This window comes from Bosea sp. Tri-49 (assembly GCF_003952665.1).
Taxonomy (GTDB): Bacteria; Pseudomonadota; Alphaproteobacteria; order Rhizobiales; family Beijerinckiaceae; genus Allobosea.
In genome coordinates, this window is the sequence record NZ_CP017946.1 from 4,106,433 (window position 1) to 4,125,713 (window position 19,281).

Consider the following 19,281-nt stretch of genomic DNA (forward strand, 5'->3'; position numbering starts at 1 on the left):
CGCTCAGGGCACCAGGCTCTTCGGCAGCATGCAGTGGATGCCCTTGGAGCCGTTGACCGTCTGGGTCACGCGCAGGTCCGCGGCGAGGCTGCAGAGCATATAGGCCTCGTCCCGCGTCAGCTTCGTCCGCGCAGTAATCAGGCCGATCATCTCACGCAGCGCGTCTTTCGCACAGATGTCGAGATCGGGATCGATGCCCATGGTGATGTGATGGGTTCTGGTCTCGCCCCGCGGCATGGCGAAGGAGAGATCCTCGCGCAGATGGAATTCGAAGGTGCCTTCCAGTGCCGTCTCGATCGCGGTGATGCAGACCTCGCCGTCGCCCTGCGCGCCATGGCCGTCGCCGCATGAGAACAGCGCGCCCTCGACGAACACAGGCAAGTAGAGCGTCGCGCCGGCGCCCAATTCCTTGTTGTCGATGTTGCCGCCGAAGGCGCGCGGGATCAGCGAGGTCACCCGCCCCCAATGGGCCGGCGGCGCCGTGCCCATCACGCCAAAGAAGGGCGCAAGCGGCAATTCCATGCCCCAGGGCAGATTGGCGATGTTCCGCTCACGGTCGAGATGGATGTAGCGGAAGGCGTGATAATCGAACTCGTCCGGCAGCGTGCCGCCGAGCGGGCGGAACATGGTGTAGCCGAAATCGGTGCGCGGCTTGACGCTCCTGATCTGCACTTCCAGCACCTGGCCAGGCTTGGCGCCCCTGATCGCGATCGGACCGGTGAGGATGTGGCCGGGCACCATGCGCTCGGCCTTGGCGTGGATCTCGTGGATCTCCGGCGGGATCGTCGCATTGCCTTCCGGCAAGTGGGCGGGGCCACCGGTGACGGTGCGGATGGTGACGCTGTCGCCGCTGTCGATCTCCAGCACCGGCTTCAACCCGGCGTCGAAATAGCCCCAATGGCAGGTGGCGAGGGAAGCATCGAGCTGATGATGCGTCATGGGCGTCTCGTGGCTTGAGCGTCAGGGCGGGGTGGAGAGATCGGCGCCAATCCTGCCTCGGGCATTGCGGCGCATGGTGTAGAGCGTCGCGCCGATGACGATGGCGGCACCGATGAGTGTCGTCAGCGTCGGGATCTCGGCGAAGAAGACGAAGCCGGTGAAAACCGCCAAGATCAGGCGGCTGAAATCGAGCGGTGCCAGCGCCGACGCCTCGCCGACCTGATAGGCCTTGGTGATCAGCCACTGCCCTGCAGTGCCGAACAGGCTGAGCAGCACCAGCCAGAACCATTGCTCCGGTGTCGGCCAGACCCAGAAGGTGAAGGCCGGCCAAGCGAGGACGACCATCAGCACCAGGCCCTGATAGATCAGGATCGTTTCGGTCCGCTCGCTGGTGCCGAGTATGCGCACGCTGATGGTGATGCCGGCGCCGAACAACGCACCGCAAAGCGACATCAGCGCCCAGAAATTCAACCCATCCGCCGACGGGTTCAGCATGATCAGTACGCCGGCAAAGCCAAGGACGGTCGCGACCCAACGCGCCCGGTCGACGCGCTCCTTCAGGATCAGCACGGCCGCGACGGTGACGAACAGCACTTGGCTGAAGCTGATCGAAGTCGCCTGGGCCAGCGGAATGTGGATGAGGGCGCTGAAGCCGCAGAGCATCGAGGCCAGCGTGATCAAGCCGCGGAAGATCTGCAGGCCGGGCCGGTCGGTCTTCAATGCCCGCTTCAGGCCGCGGCCGGCGATGGCGACGATCACGGCGCTCATGATGATCTGGCGGATCATCAGCGTCTCGACCAGCGGGATCGCCGTGCCCAGATGTTTGAAAGCGCCGACCATCACCGCGTAAACCAGCAGCGCCGTGATCATATAGACGGTGCCGCGCAGGTTGGGGCTCGCCCTGCGCCACCACAAACCGGCGCGATTGCGGCGGGTCGCGAGCCAGCTCTCGCGAGAGGGGGTGGAGAGAACGGGCGGCAGCGGCCGTTCGAGACCGCGCGATTCGGGAGGCTCTGTCGGACTTGCGTCCTCGTCGGCCGAAACAGGCAGCGCTTCGGCCAAGCCGATGCCTTCGCTGCCGCGACCGATCGCTTCCGAAAGGCGGTCTTCGCTCATGGCTGCCCCGAGCCGGGCGGAAGACGCCGACGGCCTATCAGATATCTGCAGGACTTGACTGTCGCTGATTTTCTGCCCGTTCGTCAGTGGCTTGCGAGCATGGCGGGGTTGCCGCCACATCCGCTCGCTCCGCCAAGAGGGCAAAGGCGCCATGCCGACAACGCCCTGTCATCGCCATGCGGATGGCGTATAGCAGCGCCGTGACGGTGCCATGCGCATGCGTCTCAGGGAGGTGATCGGGGCGATGCGGGATCTGCTGAGGGATGCGGTCAACGGCATCAGCGAACTATCGCCCCGACGCTTTCCCTGGCGCCGTTTCCTCTTCGCCCTCGCGCTCGGCACGCTCGGCGGCTGGCTCTTCGCTTATTACCGCCTGCCGCTGCCCTGGATGCTGGGCTCGATGGTGTTCTGCACTGCGGCTGCGATCGCCCGCACGCCGGTGGCGGCGCCATCAGTGATCCGCCCGCCGATGTCGGCGGTGATCGGCGTACTGCTCGGCTCCGGCTTCAAGCCGGAGATCGTCGCGCAAATGCCGAACTGGCTGCCGACGCTCGGCGGGCTCGTGCTGTTCATGGTCGCCTGCGGCCTATGCTGCGTCACCTATTTCCGCCGGGTCGCCGGCTACGATCCCGTGACGGCCTTCTTCTCCGGCATGCCGGGCGGCCTCGTCGAGATGGTGATCACCGGCGAGGAGAAGGGCGGCGATGCCCGCACCATCGCGCTGATCCATTCGGCCCGCATCCTGCTGGTGGTGATGACGCTGCCCTTCATCGTGCAATGGCTCGAAGGCGTCTCGCTCGGCATCAACCGCAACCAGGGCCCGTCGATGTTCCAGACATCGGCGCTGGGCTGGTTTTGGCTGGTCGCCAGTGCAATCGCCGGGGTGATGCTCGCCCATGCGTTGCGGCTGCCGGCGAAGCAGTTACTCGGGCCGATGCTGGTCTCGGCCGCCGTGCACCTCGTCGGCCTCAGCGATTCCGTGCCGCCCTACGAGATCGTCAACGTCGCCCAGCTGATCCTCGGCGTCACCATCGGCTGCCGTTTTGTCGGCACGCCGCCGCAGGCGATCCTGCGCATCCTCCTGCTCTCGCTCGGCTCGACCGTGATCTTGGTCGTGCTGACCCTGATCTTCGCCTTCGCGGTGGCGCATGTCTCGAGCTACAAGCCGGTGCCGCTGATCCTGGCCTACTCGCCCGGCGGCCTTGCCGAGATGAGCCTGATCGCACTGGCGCTGCACACCGAGGTCGCCTTCGTCGCGGCCCATCACATCATCAGGGTCTTCCTGGTGATGATCGGCGCCGGCCCGCTCTTCGGCGTCATCGTCGGGAAGAAATCCTAGGCGCTCTCAGGCGCTGCGCCCTGCCAGCTTCTGGCGCAGCACGCGCATCAGGAAGGCGGGATTACCGACGACATAGCGCCGCCAGAGCCGGCGCGGCTCGAGCCAGAGCCGATAGATCCATTCCAGCCGCAGGGCGCGCACTGTTTCCGGCGCCCGTGCCACCTCGCCGGCGAGGAAGTCGAACAGTGCGCCGATCCCGGCCGCGACCGCGCAGTGGCGGGCATCGATGCGATCGGCGATCCACTGCTCCTGCCGCGGATTGCCGAAGGCGACCAGCAGAAGATCGGGCCGTTCATGCGCGAGCCGCGCCAGCAGAGCGGGCTCCTCCTGCGGCGTGAAATAGCCGTGGCTCAGGACTGCGAAGCGATGCTGCGGATAATCGGCGCGCAGCCTCGCCGCGGCGCGCTCGGCGACGCCCGGCTTGCCGCCGAGCAGCATCACCGAGAGCGGCCGCCTGCGGGCGGCGAGGATCGCCGGCGTGAAGTCGGTGCCGTTGAGATTGGCCGGGAATGTCGTGCCGTAGAGCAGGCGCGAGGCAATATCGACGCCGATCCCGTCGGGCAGGACCAGGAAGCCGGCGAGACGCTCGCGCAAGCCGGCATCACGCGCGGCGATATTGACGAGGTTCGCGTTGCAGTAGGCCAGATGCAGATGGCCGCCGCCGTCGAAAGCATGGCCGACCAGTGCGAGCGCCTCGTCATGCGTCAGCGCCGCGACCGGGACGCCGGCGATGTCGCGGCGCGGCGGTTCGGGCGGGGCGGAAAGGGCGGCCCGTCGCTGCGAAGACTGGAAGAGAACGACGTTCATCTCGATCGCTGCTGGCGCACACGTCGCCATGCTGACGGCGTAGGCTGTTGTCTTCGTTGCGTTTCTTGCCAGGGTCAAGCGAAACCCCGCCATAGGATGAACGCTGTCTTTCCCTGATCCGAGAGTGGGTCTTGTCGCTCCGCTGGCCCTCTATCCCGCAGGTTGTTTCGTAATGGGACGCGTTCCGCTCGTGCTGCGCCTGACTCCGGTTCATCCGGGCCGATTCCGGCGCATTTTCTGCGAAACCGGCTTCATGCCTCTACGGCATCGCCCTTGCCACCTCGACGGGTGAGGCGGCCTTTCGGCGCATCCCCTGTGCCGAATCCGGACTGCCCATGACCGAGCGAGTGCGGCATGATGAGCGTCAACGACCTGAACTATGAAGTCACCACGGCAGCCGACCAGCGCGCCAATGTGCTGCGCCACTGGATCGGCCTGATCACCGCGCTGGTCGATGCGGTGACCGTCCTGACCGTGGTCGGTGGCACCTCGATCGTCTACCACTTCGTCGCCTATCGCCATCTCGGCAACGACAAGGTCACCGTCGAGCTCGCCTCGATGATCGCCGCGATCTTCGTCTTCACCAATCTGATGCGCGGCCGCTACCGGCTGGAAAACTACCTCTCGACCAAGGGCCAGATCACCTCGGCCTTCACGGTCTGGAATCTGGCGATGATCGCCTTCGTCGCCATCGTCTTCATGGCCAAGGTCAACGACCAGTATTCGCGCGCCGTCGTCCTCGTCACCTATATCGCCGGCGTGCCGCTGATCGCGCTCGCCCGCTCGGCGATCGTGCGCACCATCTCGATGGCCTCGAAAACCGGCAGGATCACCTCCGAGCGCGTGTTCCTGATCGGCCGCGAGAGCGAGGTGATGTCCTTCGTCTCGCGCCACCAGCCCTGGAACATCGGCTTCTCGATCGTCGACGTCGCCTTCCTGCGCAGCAACGATTCGCGCCGGATCAACGATCCCGCCGCGGCCCTCGCCGCCGACCTCGCCACGGCGTCGGCCAGAGCCCGCGACCTCAAGCCGGACGCCGTCTTCATCGCCCTGCCCTGGTCGGACCATGAGACGATCGATGCCTGCATCGACGCCTTCATGAACCTGCCGGTCGCGATCCACCTGACGCCGGAGCGCGTCATGGACCGCTTCGACAATCCCCATATCGTGCGGATCGGCTCGCTCGCCTCGCTCAGGCTGACGCGCCCGGCCCTGTCCTTCGTCCAGATCCTATTCAAGCGCGTCTTCGACGTCCTCGCCGCGAGCGCGATCCTCGTTGCAAGCCTGCCGCTGCTGCTGCTGGTCGCGCTTGCGATCAAGCTCGACTCGAAGGGTCCGGTGCTGTTCCTGCAGCGCCGTTACGGTTTCAACCAGCAGCCGTTCCGGATCTTCAAGTTCCGCACGATGACGACGACTGATGATGGCGAGGTGGTCAGGCAGGCGACGCGCAACGATCCGCGCATCACGCGGATCGGCGGTTTCCTGCGGCGCTACAATCTCGACGAGCTGCCGCAGCTCCTGAACGTCATCGCCGGGCAGATGTCGCTGGTCGGTCCGCGCCCACACGCGCTCGCCCATGACCGCGAGTTCCAGCGCAAGATCGCGCTCTATGCGCGGCGTCACAACGTCAAGCCCGGCATCACCGGCTGGGCCCAGGTCAACGGCCTGCGGGGCGAGACCGATACCGACGAAAAGATGGCCCGGCGTATCGCCTATGATCACTGGTACATCGACAACTGGTCGTTCTGGCTCGATCTCGGCATCCTGTTGCGCACCGTGTTCAGCCCGAGCGCCTTTCGCAACGCGCGCTGAGCACTGCGCGCTTTCCGTTCGACCGGAATCGGTCGAACGAGAAGAATTCGCGCAAAATCAAAAAGCTGGAGCAGGTTCTCATCGCAAAAGCGGTTCCCACTTTTGCGGAACATGCTCCAGCCCTGACGCAACCCTCCCTTGAGCCACCGCGACTTTGCGGCGGACGGCTTTGCGCTAAAGTCCGCCCGCAGTTCCAGGGAGGGGCGTCATTTCAATGAATCAAATCGATTTGAACGGCAGGGTCGCCATCATCACCGGCGGCGCGCAGGGTATCGGCCGTGCCGTTGCCGAACGTCTCGCCGCCAGCGGCGCCAAGGTCGCGATCTGGGATCTCGACGGCAAGCTCGCCAATGAAGCGGCGGCGGCGATCGGGCCGGCCGCGAGCGGGCTTGCGATCGACGTGACCGACGCCAAGGCGGTGAATGCCGCCGCAGCCGAGCTGGAGCAGCGCCATGGCAGCGTCGACATCCTCGTCACCAGCGCCGGCATCGCCGGGCCGAATCTGAAGACCTGGGAATACCCGCTCGACGAATGGGCGAAGATCATGCGCCTCAATGTCGACGGCACACTGCATTGCTGCCAGGCGGTGGTCCCCGGCATGATCAAACGTAATTACGGACGCCTCGTGCTGGTCGCCTCGATCGCCGGCAAGGAAGGCAACCCCAACGCCTCGGCCTATTCGGCCTCGAAGGCGGCGGTGATCGCGCTGACCAAGTCGCTCGGCAAGGAGTTGGCGCAGCAGGACATCGCGGTGAACTGCATCACCCCGGCCGCCGCCCGCACCCGGATCTTCGACCAGATGAGCGAGGAGCATATCGGCTACATGCTGGCCAAGATCCCGCGCGGACGCTTCCTGCAGCCTGACGAAGTCGCCTCGATGGTCGCATTCCTCGCCTCGGCCGAGAACAGCTTCACCACCGGCGCGGTCTTCGATCTGTCCGGTGGGCGCGCGACCTACTGACAGCCAAATCGCTCCTGCCGCGCTAAAGCGGGCTGGCCATGCCCGTGGCCGGCCCGCTAGGTTTGATTCCATGACCACGCCCCTGCCTTCTCCCGCCGTCCTCGGCGCCCGCGCCTTCGCCGCCCTCGCCGGCCTCAACCGGTTCACCGACGAGCCGGGCAAGCTGACGCGGCTCTATCTCTCGCCGTCCCATCGGCAGGGCGCGGAATACGTCAAAGGCGCGATGGAGGTGTCGGGCCTGACCGCCTTCATCGACGCCGCCGGCTCGGTGCAGGGCCGGCGCGAGGGCGCGGCACCCGGACTGCCGGCGGTGCTGATCGGCTCGCATATCGACACCGTCCGCGATGGCGGGCGCTTCGACGGCAATCTCGGCGTCGTCGCCGGCATCCTGGCGGTGCAGGCGATCCGTGATGCCGGCATCACCCTGCCCTTCGCGGTCGAGGTGGTCGCCTTCGGCGACGAGGAGACAGTGCGTTTCCCGACCTCGCTCTCGACCTCGGCGGCACTGACCGGCCGCTATGACCAAAGCTGGCTCGCGGCGCGCGATGCCGACGGCGTCGTGCTGCGGGACGCACTCATCGCCTTCGGCGGCGATCCGGCGGGGATCGCGGCGCTCGCCCGCAAGCCAGGCTCCGTGAAGGCCTATCTCGAGGTCCATATCGAGCAGGGCCCGGTGCTCGAGGCCGAGAACGAGGCGGTCGGCATCGTTACCGCCATCGCCGCGCAGGGACGCGCCGGCGTCCGCGTCACCGGCGAGGCCGGCCATGCCGGCACGGTGCCGATGCGGCTACGCAAGGACGCGCTCGCGGCCGCAGCGGAGATGGCGATCGCCCTGGAGGCGATCGCCCTGGAGCATGAGCGCGCTGTCGGCACGGTCGGCGTCTTCCGGGCCGATCCCGGCGCCACCAATGTCGTGCCGGGCGCGGTCGACTTCACCATCGATTACCGCGCTCCGGAGGGCGCGACCGTCGCCAGCATGGACGGCGAGATCCATCGCCGTTTCGCCGAGATCGCGGCACGTCGCGGGGTCGGCCTGACCATCACGCCCTATTCACGCGGCGACGCTGTGCCGATGGACGAGGGCCTGCAGGAAGCGCTCGCCACCGGTATCGCCCGCACCGGCTCGAACCTGACGGCGCGGCGCCTGCCCTCGGGCGCGGGTCACGATGCGATGGAAATGGCCAAGCTCTGCCCCTCGGCCATGCTGTTCGTACGCTGCGAGAAGGGCATCAGCCATTCGCCGCTGGAGAACATGACCGAGCTTGATGCCGGCATCGCGATCCGCGTGCTGATCGAGACGATATTGGAACTGTCGCGGCGCGAGGGCTGAATCAGACCACTCCGTCATTGCGAGCGAAGCGAAGCAATCTAGGGGGCGTTGAGCTCTGCCGCCCCTGGATTGCTTCGGAGCTTGCACTCCTCGCAATGACGACAGGGTTCAGCCGCCCGCGGCCTCGGAGGCCATCGCCGGCCGGCGCTCGCGCCTCGCCGGCTTCGGCGCCGGCTTGCGGAAGAGGTGCAGCACGGCGAGCGCAAGCCCGATGAGTGCGACCCAGTGGCCCGGGCGCACCGCCGTCCAGTCCTGATAGACGACGATGTCGGCATTGGCCTGGAAGATCAGCCAGGCCGAGGCGCCGGTGGCGAAGGCATACCAGGCGGTTTCAGCCAGTGCGGTGGCGAGACCGACGCCAAGCGCCGTCAGCGCGAGCGAGCCGAAGCTCAGCGGAATACGAAGGCGGTTCAGCCCGCGATACGCCATCAGCAGTGCGAACAGGCCAGTCAGCAGCACCGGCTGGGTGACGTCGATCTTCGACTGCAGTGCGAAATGAAACAGGCCGAGGCAGGCGATCAGGTAGACGAGGTTGTGCAAGCGCTGCCAGCGCCCCGAACCGAGGCGGCGGATCATGCCGTCGGTCGAGGTGATGCCGAGCACGACGAGGCCGATGAGCGCGGTTATGCCGACGACGAGATAGAAGCGCTTGACGATCTCGGAGAGGATCAGACCCCAGTCGAAGGCAAGGTCGATGCTGTAGAGCGCGAGATGGCCGAGCGCGTAGGTCATTGCCGACAGGCCGAGCATGCGGCGGATGCCGATCAACTTGTTCCAGTCGAGGATGCGGCGCAACGGCGTCACCGCCAGCGTGATGACGAGGATGCGCAAAGCCCAGGTGCCGGTGTCGTGCACGGCCTGCGTCCACGGCTTCGAGCCGAGCTGATGCATCCAGGCCTGCCAGGCAAGGATCAGGGCCGGCACGAGGACGAGCGCGAAGCAGCCGGCGCGCAAAGCGGAGAAGCGCCCTTGCCGATCATTCCAGGGCCAGTAGCTGGCTGCTGCGGAAGCCATTCGTCACCTTGATTGTCTATCCTCAACGCGAATACGCCAGAATCGGTGTGAAAGTTACGCCCGCTCGCGCACAAGGACGTGAGCCGCGCGATCCGATCGCCGCGAACTGGAATGGAGAAGCCTGTCGTGCCTGAGAATCGTAAGGTCGTGTTCGATGTCGGCAATGTCCTGCTGCGCTGGGACCCGTTCCATCTCTACCGCAATCTCATTCCGGACGACGCCAAGCGCGACTGGTTCCTGAAGAACGTCTGCACGGCCGCCTGGAACATCGAGCAGGATCGCGGCCGGCCCTGGTCCGAGGCGGTCGCATTGCTGGTCGCCGAGCATCCCGAATGGGAAGCTGAGATCAAAGCCTTCGACGAGCGCTGGCACGAGACCGTACCGGGCACGATCGAGGATAGCGTCGCGGTGCTGGCCGATCTCAAGGCGAAGGGCGAAGAGGTTTACGCAATCACCAATTTCTCGCGCGAGAAATGGGCGGAATGCCTGATCCGCTTCCCGTTCCTGCAGAGCTTCGACGGCGTGATCGTCTCGGCGCATGAGCGGCTGCTGAAGCCCGATCCGGCGATCTACAATGTGCTGCTGGAGCGCTACGGGCTGAGTGCGGGCGAGTGCATCTTCGTCGACGACAGCGGCAAGAATGTTGAGGCTGCCCGCTCGGTGGGCATGCAGGCGGTGCACTTCATCGAGCCGATCGATCTCAGGACCGAGCTTCGAGGCCTCGGCGCCAATCTTTGACAAGCCTTTAGCGATCCCCGCGCAGGAGCCTCCTGCGCGGGTGTCATTCGAGCTGGTAGCTCAGCCGAGAGCGCTACCAATAATAACGCGGGCCTCCGTAAAAGCGGCGATAGGGCCGGTAGTAGCCATAGGGCCGATAGTACGGGTAGGGCCGATAGTAGCGAGGACCATAGTAGCGGGGACCCCAATATCGCCGCCGCCAGTAGGGTCGTGGCCGTCCATAATAGTAGTACTGGGCGTAGTCGGCCTCGGTCTTGTCGAGGGCCTCGAAATCGACCTTGGGGGCGTCGTCAGGCCGGCGCCGATCTCCCGGCTGGGGCATCTTTGACGGTTGCGCCGCCAATCCCGCCGAGGCGAAGCTTGCGGCAGCCAGGCCGCCGATCAGGCTTGCGATGAAGGAACGTCTGTCCACGGTGCTGTCCTCCCTTTGAGTGCAGGGCCGTGGATCAACACCGTGATTGCCGGGATGGTTCCCGGATATGCGTACGCTGGAGCTAAGCCCTTGGCTCAGTCGTCCATCTTTAGCGCGGCGATGAAGGCTTCCTGCGGGATCTCGACGCGGCCGAACTGCCGCATCTTCTTCTTGCCTTCCTTTTGCTTGTCCAGGAGCTTGCGCTTGCGCGAGGCGTCGCCGCCATAGCACTTCGCGGTCACGTCCTTGCGCAGCGCCCGGATCGTCTCGCGGGCGATGATCTTGCCCCCGATGGCTGCCTGCACAGGAATCTGGAACATGTGCGGCGGGATCAGCTCCTTGAGCTTCTCGCACATCGCCCGGCCGCGCGCGTCGGCGCGCGAGCGGTGGACCAGCATGGAGAGCGCGTCCACCGGCTCGGCATTGACCAGGATCGACATGCGCACGAGGTCGCCCTCGCGATAGTCGGTGATGGCGTAGTCGAAGGAGGCATATCCCTTCGAGATGGACTTCAGCCGGTCGTAGAAGTCGAACACCACCTCGTTCAGCGGCAGGTCGTAGACGACCTTGGCGCGCGAGCCGACATAGTTGAGGTCGATCTGCAGGCCGCGCCGGTCCTGGCAGAGCTTCAGCACCGAGCCGAGATATTCGTCCGGGGTGAAGATCGTGGCGCGGATCCAGGGCTCCTCGATGAATTCGATCTTCATTACGTCCGGCATGTCGGCCGGGTTGTGCAGCTCCAGCGTCGTGCCGTCGCGCAGCTTGAGATGGTAGACGACCGAGGGGGCGGTCGAGATCAGGTTGAGGTTGAACTCGCGCTCGAGCCGCTCCTGGATGATCTCGAGATGCAGCAGCCCGAGGAAACCGCAGCGGAAGCCGAAGCCGAGCGCGGCGCTCGTCTCCATCTCATAGGAGAAGCTGGCATCGTTCAGGCGAAGCCGCGACATGGCGCTGCGCAGCACCTCGAAATCGGCGGCGTCGACCGGGAAGATGCCGCAGAACACCACCGGCTGTACCGGCTTGAAGCCCGGCAGGGGCTCGGCGATCGGCTTCCTGTCGTCGGTGATGGTGTCCCCGACCGCGGTGTCGGCGACTTCCTTGATCGAGGCGGTGAAGAAGCCGACCTCGCCGGGGCCGAGTTCCTTCACTTCGAGCATCTTCGGCTTGAACACGCCGACGCGATCGACGCCATAGACGGCGTTTGCCCGCATCATCCGGATGGTCATGCCTTTCTTCAGCACGCCGTCGATGATGCGCACGAGCACGACGACGCCGAGATAGGCGTCGTACCAGCTGTCGACCAGCAGGGCCTTGAGCGGGGCTTCGAGATCGCCCTTCGGCGCCGGCAGCCGCTTGACGATGGCTTCGAGCACGCCCTCGATGTTGAGGCCGGTCTTGGCCGAGATCGGCACCGCTTCGGAGGCGTCGAGGCCGATCACGTCCTCGATCTGCTGCTTGATCCGCTCGGGCTCGGCCGCGGGCAAGTCGATCTTGTTGAGGACGGTGACGATCTCGTGGCCGGCGTCGAGCGCCTGGTAGACATTCGCCAGCGTCTGCGCCTCGACGCCCTGCGAGGCGTCGACGACCAGCAGCGAGCCCTCGCAGGCCGCCAGCGAGCGCGAGACCTCATAGGCGAAGTCGACGTGCCCGGGCGTGTCCATCAGGTTGAGAATGTAAGTCTTCCCATCCTCGGCCAGGTAGTCCAGCCGGACCGTCTGCGCCTTGATGGTGATGCCGCGTTCCTTCTCGATATCCATCGAGTCGAGGATCTGCTCGCTCATGTCGCGCGCCGCCACCGTGCCGGTCTGCTGGATCAGCCGGTCGGCGAGGGTGGACTTGCCGTGGTCGATATGCGCCACGATCGAGAAATTGCGGATGTTGTCGAAACTGCGGGTGCTCATGCGCGCGCCATAGCAGTGCGCGCCCCTTGCGCCAAGAGTGCGGGGCGGATCGGCCGCCGTTTCACCCTGCCGCGAGCAGGCGCTCCTGCGCCCAGTTCAGCCGCTTATAGTCGAAACCGGCCTCCAGGGTCGGCTTCACCACCGAGAAATAGGGCGAGATGTCGAAATCGCGCGGCATATAAAGCGAATGGTGCCGGATGTGCAGGATCTCCTCGAAATCCTGCTCGTCCATCGCGCTGGCATATTCGACGGTCGGCAGCACCGGATAGCGCGCCGCCTCGAATGCCTGAGCGATCAGCGTCGAACAGATCGCCCGCGTCGGATCGCCGGAGCCAAGCGCGATCATGCGGCGGCGGAAGCCGGCCGGCGCCCACGGAATCGGGATCAGCCAACGCGCCAGGTCGAGGATGTTCTTGAGGTCATACTGCGTGCCGAGCCGTTCGAGCACGTAGTCGACGGCGGTCTGGCGGCCTTCGCGGTCGAGGGCCTGCGGGCGGCAGATCCGGGTGCCGAAGGCGCCGTATTTCGACAAGGGCGAGAGCACGCAGCCGACATCCATCTCGACTTCGGCAAGGACGAGCGGTTCGCCCTCAGGACTGAACTTGCCGGTGTCGCCGACATAGAGCGCCGCATGCGACCAAGTCGACTGGGTCAGGTATTTGATCGCGGCCGAGACCTTCATGTGACCTTCGACCAGCAGCACATCGCCGGGTCTGAGCGCGGCCTTCAGGCGGGCCAGGGCCTTGCGGTCGACTGGGCCGCTTTGCGGCTTGCCGCGCGTGATGAAGCGGACCACCGATCGGCCGACGTATTCCAAGCCCCTGTTCATCGACGCCTCCCCTGCGCCGGCGCCGTTCCCGGCGTCTTCCGCCTCAAGCAACACGCGAGCCCGTGACTTTTTCGGAAATCACCTGCCGGATTTGGGCCGGAGAGACCGGAATTCGCCAAACGTCGTAAAATCCGGGTTGACGGCGGGGCAGAGTGCCAGGGTTTATTACTATCTATTATATTGGAATTAATCTTGCATAGTAGACGTGGCCGTCAGCCGGCGGCGCGGAGGCGAAGCATGACGGAGTTAGCTAGCGTGACGATCGAACAGCTCGACGGGGAGGCAGCGCTAGCCGCCATCCCAGCGCTAACCGAGATCCTTCACGACGCCGTCACCAATGGCGCCTCGGTCGGCTTCATGGATTGGAATACGCAGGATGATTTCTCGGGCTTCTGGCGCGGCACCGCGGCCGAGGTCGCAGCCGGCCGCGTTCTGCTGTTCGTAGCAAGCGACGAAACCGGCATCGTCGGCACGGCGCAGCTCCATCCGGTCGGGAAGCCAAATCAGCCGCACCGGGCCGAAATCGCCAAGGTCCTGGTGCATTCGCGGGCACGCCGCCGCGGCATCGGCGAGGCGCTGATGCGGGCAGCGGAGGCCGCTGCGCTGGCGCTGGGACGCGACCTTTTGGTGCTCGATACCGACGAGGCCGGCGCGGCGCGGCGCCTCTACAACCGTCTCGGCTGGACCGAGGTCGGCACTATCCCGCGCTATGCGCTGATGCCCGACGGGCGCGATTGCGGCTCGACCTTCTTCTACAAGGCGTTTTCGCGAGAAGCGTGCTAGCTCTGGTTGCAGTTGCGAGAGGAGACACGTTTGCCATTCGGCGATGGATACGAGGCGCTGATCGACGGCCTCTATGAGGCCGCCGTGATCCCCGAACGATGGCAGGGCTGGCTCGGGGGGCTGGCACGCGATTGTGACGCGACGGCCGCGCTGTTCTCCCGGATCGGCGAGGAGCGATTGTCGATCGTCAGTACGAGCGAGACGTTCAAGGAGATGTGGGACGAGATCTGGCTCGCCCAAGGCGGAGCGCAGAACGAGCGCACCAAGCGGGCCGTCGCCTTTCAGCACGCCGGCTTCATCACCGACGGCGATGTCTTTGCGCCCGGCGAGGCCGAACAATTGCCCCTCTATCGCGACTTTCTGATCCCGCGTGGCTACGGCTCCGGCGTCGCGACCGCGATCAGCATCCCCTCTGGCGACTTCGCGATGGTCAATCTCGAAAAGCCGTTCGACGCCGGGCCGTTCTCACGGACGATCGTCGCGGCGCTCGACCGGGTCCGACCGCATCTGGCACGGGCAGCCTTGATCGCCAATCATCTGGAGGTCGAGCGCGCCCGTAGCGCCGCAGCGGCGCTAGAGCTCATGCGGCTGGCAGCAGCCGTGCTCGGCAAGGGCGGCCGGATCCTCGCGGCGAATAGCCTTCTCACGCGGCTGATGCCGTCTGCGATCGAGGACCTTCCCTCCCGCCTTAAACTGACCGATGCCGGCGCCGATGCGCTTTTCGCGACCGCGCTGGAAGCGCTGGCCCAAGGCGGGCAGATGGCTGCGGTCCGTTCGATCCCGATGCGGGCGCGCAATGACCTGCCGCCGATCATCTTTCACCTGGTCCCGATCAAGGGGGCGGCCCACGATCTGTTCAGCCAGGCGACCGCGATCCTCGTCGCAACTCCGCTGGTCCAGGCGAAGGCACCGTCAGCCGACCTCGTCGCCGGCCTCTTCGACCTCAGCCCATCGGAAGCACGGCTCGCCGCGCTGATCGCCGGTGGCCACGCCCCACGCGAGGCGGCCGTCATGCTCGGCTGGACCGAAGGGACGGCGCGCACCACGCTCAGGCAGGTCTTCGCCAAGACAGGCGTGACCCGCCAAGCCGAGCTCGTAGGACTACTGCGCGGCGCCGTGCCGAGCTGACGTCGACGGCCCCGTCGTTAGGACGCTGATCTAGCCGAGTTCCGCGCCACGCGAGAGCGCGCCGACGATGCGACGCAGGCCGGAGAGAACGGCTTCGCGCTCGTCATCGGAGAAACCGGCCAAAGCCCGTACGTTGACGCCCTTCGCGGCGGCGAGTGCCGGCTCCTGCAGCGCTCGCGCCCGCGGCGTGAGCTGGACGCGGCGGGCGCGCGCATCGGCCTGATCAGGCCGGCGCTCGATCAGGCCGTCACGCTCCATACGAGCCAGTGTCGCCGCCATGGTCGCCTGCTCGACATCGAGCCGGCCGACCAGATTCTTCTGCGTCAACCCGTCCTCGCGCCAGAGCTCGAGCAGCACCATGAACTGCGCCGGTGCGAGGCCGAGCGGGCGCACCGCCTCGGCGAGCTCACGCGCGAACAGGCGGGCGACATGATTGGCGAGATAGCCGGCGGAGTTGGTCTTGAAGCTGGTCATGCATGGCTCAATCCGGAAAGCTTGTAGTTGAACAGCATGCTATGCAATGATATATAGCATGCTGTTCATTTCAAGGAGATGGCCATGCCTGACTCCGGTCCCGACGCGACCGCGCAGAAAAGCGGTGCTTCCGCCACGGGGCTCGTCGCGCTGATCCTGGCGACGCTGTTTGCTGGTGCGGCGATCTATATCCTCATCGCCGAGCAGCCGGCGCGGCTTGCGCTCACAGATGCCCCGCTGCTGCTGCACTGGCAGGAAAGCTACCCCCGCGCGGCGCGGATGCAGGCCGGGCTCGCGGTGCTGGCAAGCCTTGTCGGTGTGCTCGCCTTCTGGCGGGCGCGAAGCCCGCTCTGGCTGGTCGGCGCGGCGCTGATGCTCGCCAACCTGCCGTTCACGCTGATCGTGATCGCGCCGGTGAACAACGCGCTCCTGCTGCTCGGCACCGAGCAGGCGGGAGCGGCGAGCCGGGCGCTGATCGAGCGCTGGGGCGCGCTGCATGGCGTCCGCGCCGGGCTATCCGTGCTGGCGCTTGCCGCCTTCGCGCTGTCGCTCGCCCGCGGCGAGCCTCACTCGGCGTTGCGGAAGTAAGGCTCGACGGCGCCCTTCAGCTTGATCGTCATCGGGTTGCCATGGCGGTCCTTGGCATTGCCGGCGGTCAGGCGGACCCAGCCCTCGCTGACGCAGTATTCCTCGACATTGGTCTTCTCAGCGCCCTTGAAGCGGACGCCGATATCCCTCGCGAGCAGCTCCTCGTTGTAGAACGGGCTGTTGGGATTGGAGGACAGCCGGTCGGGCAAGGTCTCGGTCATGGCGCTACTCGTCGGTCGAGGTGATTTGCCGGACAGGTAGCAGGCTCAGGCTGTCGGGGCAAAGTCGCTGGGCAAACCATGAATACAAAATGGCCGACCTGTGGGTACGGGCCGGCCATTCAAAGCGGTCTTCGCTAGAACTCAGCGCTCGGCAAAGGCCTTCTCGATGACGTAGTCGCCGGCCTCGCCGTGATTGCCTTCCTCGAGGCCGCGCTCCTCGAAAATCTGCTTAAGGTCGACCAGCATCTGCGGGCTGCCGCAGAGCATGAAGCGGTCGCCGGCCGGGTCGAACGGGCCCAGGCCGGTATCGCTGAAGAGCTGGCCAGAGGTGATGAGATCGGTGATGCGGCCGCGGTTGCGGAAGGGCTCGCGCGTCACGGTCGGGTAGTAGATCAGCTGCTCGCGGATCATCTCGCCCAAAAACTCGTCGTTCGGCAATTCCTGCTGGATACGCTCGCCATAGGCGAGCTCGGAGACCTGGCGGCAGCCATGCATGAGCACGACCTTCTCGTAGCGCTCATAAGTCTCGGGATCGCGGATCAGCGACAGGAACGGGGCAAGGCCCGTGCCGGTACCGAGCAGGAACAGCCGCTTGCCGTCCTTGAGGTTGTCGAGCACCAGCGTGCCCGTCGCCTTCTTGCCGATGATGATGGGATCGCCGACCTGCAGGTTCTGCAGGCGCGAGGTTAGCGGGCCGTCCGGCACCTTGATCGAGAAGAATTCGAGGTTCTCGTCGTAATTGGTGCTGGCGACGCTGTAGGCGCGCAGCAGCGGCTTCTCGCCGACCTTGAGCCCGATCATCGTGAACTGGCCGTTCTTGAAGCGGAAGGTCGTGTCGCGGGTCGTCGTGAAGCTGAAGAGCGTATCGGTCCAGTGATGGACTGAGAGCACGCGCTCCTCGTAGAAATTGCTCATCTCATCGATCCTCAGATAGTCTAGCGATTTAGCAGATTATCGGATACAGGCCACCCAATATCACATTGCCGGACGTTCGGAAAGCAGGTCGATCTTGTCCGGTATTCCCTTCCAGTCGTCGGCATCGGCCGGGGGCTCGCTCTTCTGCGCGATGTTCGGCCAGAGCGGCGCCAGGCGCGCGTTCAGCACCAGCCATTGCTCGGCTCCGTCGGCGCTGTCGGCGACGATCGCCTCGGCCGGGCATTCCGGCTCGCAGACGCCGCAGTCGATGCATTCGTCCGGATGGATGACGAGCATATTCTCGCCCTCATAGAAGCAGTCGACCGGACAGACCTCGACGCAATCCATGTACTTGCAACGGATGCAGGCGCTGGTGACAGCGTAAGGCATGCGCGATCCTTGCTGCTTGACAGCCGGGTTCAAACGGGGCAAAAATTCATTCGTATACAAACAATATCTCGCATCCCACCGTGCTTGTCAATCGGGCTTGTGGCGATGAGGATGGCGGCGGATTTCGAACAACGACGACAGGGCGGATACGATGGCTGAACAGCAGGCGACGACGATCAGCAGCACGCACAAGCTGGTGGTGAAGAATATCGGCCTGATGCTTTCCGGCGACATCGAGCGCCCGATCCTGGAAGCCGATACGCTCATTGCCATCGGCGGCCGGATCGCCGCGGTCGGCCGTTTCAAGGATCTCGACACCGACCAGGCCGACACCGTCATTGACGCGAACGGCACGGTGCTCTCGCCCGGGCTGATCGACAGCCATGTCCACCCGGTCGCCGGCGACTGGACGCCGCGCCAGAACCAGCTCGGCTGGATCGATTCGACCATGCATGGCGGCGTCACCACCATGATCTCGGCCGGCGAGGTCCACACCCCCGGCCGGCCCAAGGACATCGTCGGCCTGAAGGCGATGGCGATCTACGCGCAGCGCGCCTTCACCGCCTTCCGCCCCGGCGGCGTCAAGGTTCATGCCGGCGCACCGGTGATCGAGCCCGGCATGGTCGAGCAGGATTTCAAGGACCTGGCCGATGCTGGCGTGAGACTGCTCGGCGAGGTTGGCCTCGGCGGCGTCAAGGACGGGGCGCGAGCCAGGGAGATGGTGGCTTGGGCCCGCAAATACGGGATTCAGTCGACCATCCATACCGGCGGCCCCTCGATCCCCGGCTCGGGGTTGATCGGCGCCGATGTCGTGCTGGAGGCCGATACCGACGTGGTCGGCCACATCAATGGCGGCCACACCGCGCTGCCGGACAGGGAAATCCGCTGCATCTGCGAGGGCTGCAAGCGCGGCCTCGAACTGGTCCATAACGGCAATGAGCGCGCCGCGCTCTACACCCTGCGTGTCGCCCGCGAGATGGGCGAGCTGCAGCGCGTCATCCTCGGCACCGACGGGCCGGCCGGCTCTGGCGTGCAGCCGCTCGGCATCGTCCGCATGGTCTCGATGCTGTCCTCGCTCGGCGACGTTCCAGCCGAAATCGCCTTCTGCTTCGCCACCGGCAACACCGCCCGGATGCGCAGCCTCGATTGCGGCCTGATCGAGGTCGGCCGCAGCGCCGATTTCGTCTTCATGGACAAGGCCCAGCATTCGGCCGGGACGAATTTCCTCGACTCGATCCAGCTCGGCGATTTACCCGGTATCGGCATGATCGTGATCGACGGCATCGTCCGCAGCGGCATCAGCCGCAACACCCCGCCGGCGGAGAAGATTCCCTCAGTGGCGCATTAGGCGCCCGGCCGCAGCCGTCATTCTCGGGCGAAGCGAAGCGCAGACCCGAGAATCTCATGACGAGAAGGCGCGGATGGAGCTTCCTGGGGCCTGAGATGCTCGGGTCAAGCCCGAGCATGACGTGGTGACCGTCACCAAGATCCCGCTTGCAGCCTACTTCGATTTGTCATTATTCTCATTCGTATACGAACGATCTCGGTGGCCGTGACGATCAGCACCATCAGGCGCGCCTCGCC

At 65.6% G+C, this 19,281-nt stretch carries 20 protein-coding genes; 9 read left to right on the forward strand and 11 right to left on the reverse strand.

From position 1 onward, the window contains the following. Window positions 1-3 precede the first annotated feature (3 nt). Window positions 4-939, reverse strand: coding sequence for an acetamidase/formamidase family protein (locus BLM15_RS19810; protein ID WP_126114366.1), 936 nt, complete (start codon window positions 937-939; stop codon window positions 4-6). Between the two features lie 21 nt (window positions 940-960). Continuing rightward, complete coding sequence (locus BLM15_RS19815; RefSeq protein ID WP_164547582.1) at window positions 961-2,055, reverse strand: DMT family transporter; 1,095 nt, start codon at window positions 2,053-2,055, stop codon at window positions 961-963. Between the two features lie 211 nt (window positions 2,056-2,266). Here BLM15_RS19815 and BLM15_RS19820 point away from each other — a divergent pair, with 211 nt between their 5' ends. After that, a complete protein-coding gene (locus BLM15_RS19820) occupies window positions 2,267-3,394 on the forward strand; it encodes an AbrB family transcriptional regulator (protein WP_236846355.1) in 1,128 nt (375 codons plus the stop codon). 6 nt (window positions 3,395-3,400) lie between these two features. Here BLM15_RS19820 and BLM15_RS19825 read toward each other — a convergent pair whose 3' ends face one another. Then, window positions 3,401-4,201, reverse strand: a complete 801-nt coding sequence (locus BLM15_RS19825; protein ID WP_126114368.1) for a WecB/TagA/CpsF family glycosyltransferase — start codon at window positions 4,199-4,201, stop codon at window positions 3,401-3,403. Between the two features lie 354 nt (window positions 4,202-4,555). On the opposite strand from BLM15_RS19825, the gene BLM15_RS19830 reads away from it, so the two are divergent. The 3 genes from BLM15_RS19830 to BLM15_RS19840 all read left to right on the forward strand — a co-directional run bounded on the left by BLM15_RS19830 (window position 4,556) and on the right by BLM15_RS19840 (window position 8,304). After that, on the forward strand, window positions 4,556-6,013 hold the full coding sequence (locus BLM15_RS19830) for an undecaprenyl-phosphate glucose phosphotransferase (protein WP_126114369.1): 1,458 nt from the start codon (window positions 4,556-4,558) through the stop codon (window positions 6,011-6,013). Window positions 6,014-6,227: 214 nt separating this feature from the next. Then, a complete protein-coding gene (locus tag BLM15_RS19835; protein ID WP_126114370.1) occupies window positions 6,228-6,974 on the forward strand; it encodes an SDR family NAD(P)-dependent oxidoreductase in 747 nt (248 codons plus the stop codon). A gap of 70 nt (window positions 6,975-7,044) precedes the next feature. Beyond that, a complete protein-coding gene (locus BLM15_RS19840; protein WP_126114371.1) occupies window positions 7,045-8,304 on the forward strand; it encodes an allantoate amidohydrolase in 1,260 nt (419 codons plus the stop codon). Between the two features lie 108 nt (window positions 8,305-8,412). On the opposite strand, the gene BLM15_RS19845 is transcribed toward BLM15_RS19840, so the two are convergent. After that, complete coding sequence (locus tag BLM15_RS19845; protein ID WP_126114372.1) at window positions 8,413-9,318, reverse strand: protein-methionine-sulfoxide reductase heme-binding subunit MsrQ; 906 nt, start codon at window positions 9,316-9,318, stop codon at window positions 8,413-8,415. A 126-nt stretch (window positions 9,319-9,444) separates the two neighbouring features. Here BLM15_RS19845 and BLM15_RS19850 point away from each other — a divergent pair, with 126 nt between their 5' ends. Beyond that, window positions 9,445-10,056, forward strand: a complete 612-nt coding sequence (locus BLM15_RS19850) for an HAD family hydrolase (RefSeq protein ID WP_236846356.1) — start codon at window positions 9,445-9,447, stop codon at window positions 10,054-10,056. Between the two features lie 73 nt (window positions 10,057-10,129). On the opposite strand, the gene BLM15_RS19855 is transcribed toward BLM15_RS19850, so the two are convergent. The 3 genes from BLM15_RS19855 to BLM15_RS19865 all read right to left on the reverse strand — a co-directional run bounded on the left by BLM15_RS19855 (window position 10,130) and on the right by BLM15_RS19865 (window position 13,198). After that, entirely contained in the window at window positions 10,130-10,468 is a 339-nt protein-coding gene (locus tag BLM15_RS19855) for a hypothetical protein (RefSeq protein ID WP_126114374.1), read from the reverse strand. 95 nt (window positions 10,469-10,563) lie between these two features. Next, window positions 10,564-12,369 carry a translation elongation factor 4 gene (gene lepA, locus BLM15_RS19860; RefSeq protein ID WP_126114375.1) on the reverse strand — a complete coding sequence of 602 codons (1,806 nt, stop codon included), beginning with the start codon at window positions 12,367-12,369 and terminating at the stop codon, window positions 10,564-10,566. A 61-nt stretch (window positions 12,370-12,430) separates the two neighbouring features. Continuing rightward, complete coding sequence (locus BLM15_RS19865) at window positions 12,431-13,198, reverse strand: YiiX/YebB-like N1pC/P60 family cysteine hydrolase (RefSeq protein WP_126114376.1); 768 nt, start codon at window positions 13,196-13,198, stop codon at window positions 12,431-12,433. Window positions 13,199-13,435: 237 nt separating this feature from the next. Between BLM15_RS19865 and BLM15_RS19870 the strand changes: the two genes are divergently transcribed. Both BLM15_RS19870 and BLM15_RS19875 read left to right on the forward strand, forming a co-directional pair. Next, complete coding sequence (locus BLM15_RS19870) at window positions 13,436-13,981, forward strand: GNAT family N-acetyltransferase (RefSeq protein ID WP_126114377.1); 546 nt, start codon at window positions 13,436-13,438, stop codon at window positions 13,979-13,981. Window positions 13,982-14,011: 30 nt separating this feature from the next. Next, on the forward strand, window positions 14,012-15,109 hold the full coding sequence (locus tag BLM15_RS19875; RefSeq protein WP_126114378.1) for a helix-turn-helix transcriptional regulator: 1,098 nt from the start codon (window positions 14,012-14,014) through the stop codon (window positions 15,107-15,109). A gap of 30 nt (window positions 15,110-15,139) precedes the next feature. Here the strand turns inward: BLM15_RS19875 and BLM15_RS19880 are convergent, their stop codons facing one another. Continuing rightward, window positions 15,140-15,583 (reverse strand): MarR family winged helix-turn-helix transcriptional regulator, encoded by a 444-nt coding sequence (locus BLM15_RS19880; RefSeq protein WP_126114379.1) that lies wholly within the window; start codon window positions 15,581-15,583, stop codon window positions 15,140-15,142. A gap of 84 nt (window positions 15,584-15,667) precedes the next feature. Here BLM15_RS19880 and BLM15_RS19885 point away from each other — a divergent pair, with 84 nt between their 5' ends. Further along, window positions 15,668-16,171 (forward strand): anthrone oxygenase family protein, encoded by a 504-nt coding sequence (locus BLM15_RS19885; RefSeq protein WP_126114380.1) that lies wholly within the window; start codon window positions 15,668-15,670, stop codon window positions 16,169-16,171. On the opposite strand, the gene BLM15_RS19890 is transcribed toward BLM15_RS19885, so the two are convergent. From BLM15_RS19890 to fdxA, 3 genes are all read right to left on the reverse strand, one after another. Continuing rightward, a complete protein-coding gene (locus BLM15_RS19890) occupies window positions 16,150-16,392 on the reverse strand; it encodes a DUF3297 family protein (protein ID WP_126114381.1) in 243 nt (80 codons plus the stop codon). The genes BLM15_RS19885 and BLM15_RS19890 overlap by 22 nt on opposite strands. A 141-nt stretch (window positions 16,393-16,533) precedes the next feature. Continuing rightward, window positions 16,534-17,307, reverse strand: a complete 774-nt coding sequence (locus tag BLM15_RS19895) for a ferredoxin--NADP reductase (protein WP_126114382.1) — start codon at window positions 17,305-17,307, stop codon at window positions 16,534-16,536. Window positions 17,308-17,367: 60 nt separating this feature from the next. Then, a complete protein-coding gene (gene fdxA, locus BLM15_RS19900) occupies window positions 17,368-17,697 on the reverse strand; it encodes a ferredoxin FdxA (RefSeq protein WP_126114383.1) in 330 nt (109 codons plus the stop codon). 151 nt (window positions 17,698-17,848) lie between these two features. On the opposite strand from fdxA, the gene BLM15_RS19905 reads away from it, so the two are divergent. Continuing rightward, complete coding sequence (locus BLM15_RS19905) at window positions 17,849-19,045, forward strand: amidohydrolase family protein (RefSeq protein WP_126114384.1); 1,197 nt, start codon at window positions 17,849-17,851, stop codon at window positions 19,043-19,045. The last annotated feature ends 236 nt before the right edge of the window (window positions 19,046-19,281 follow it).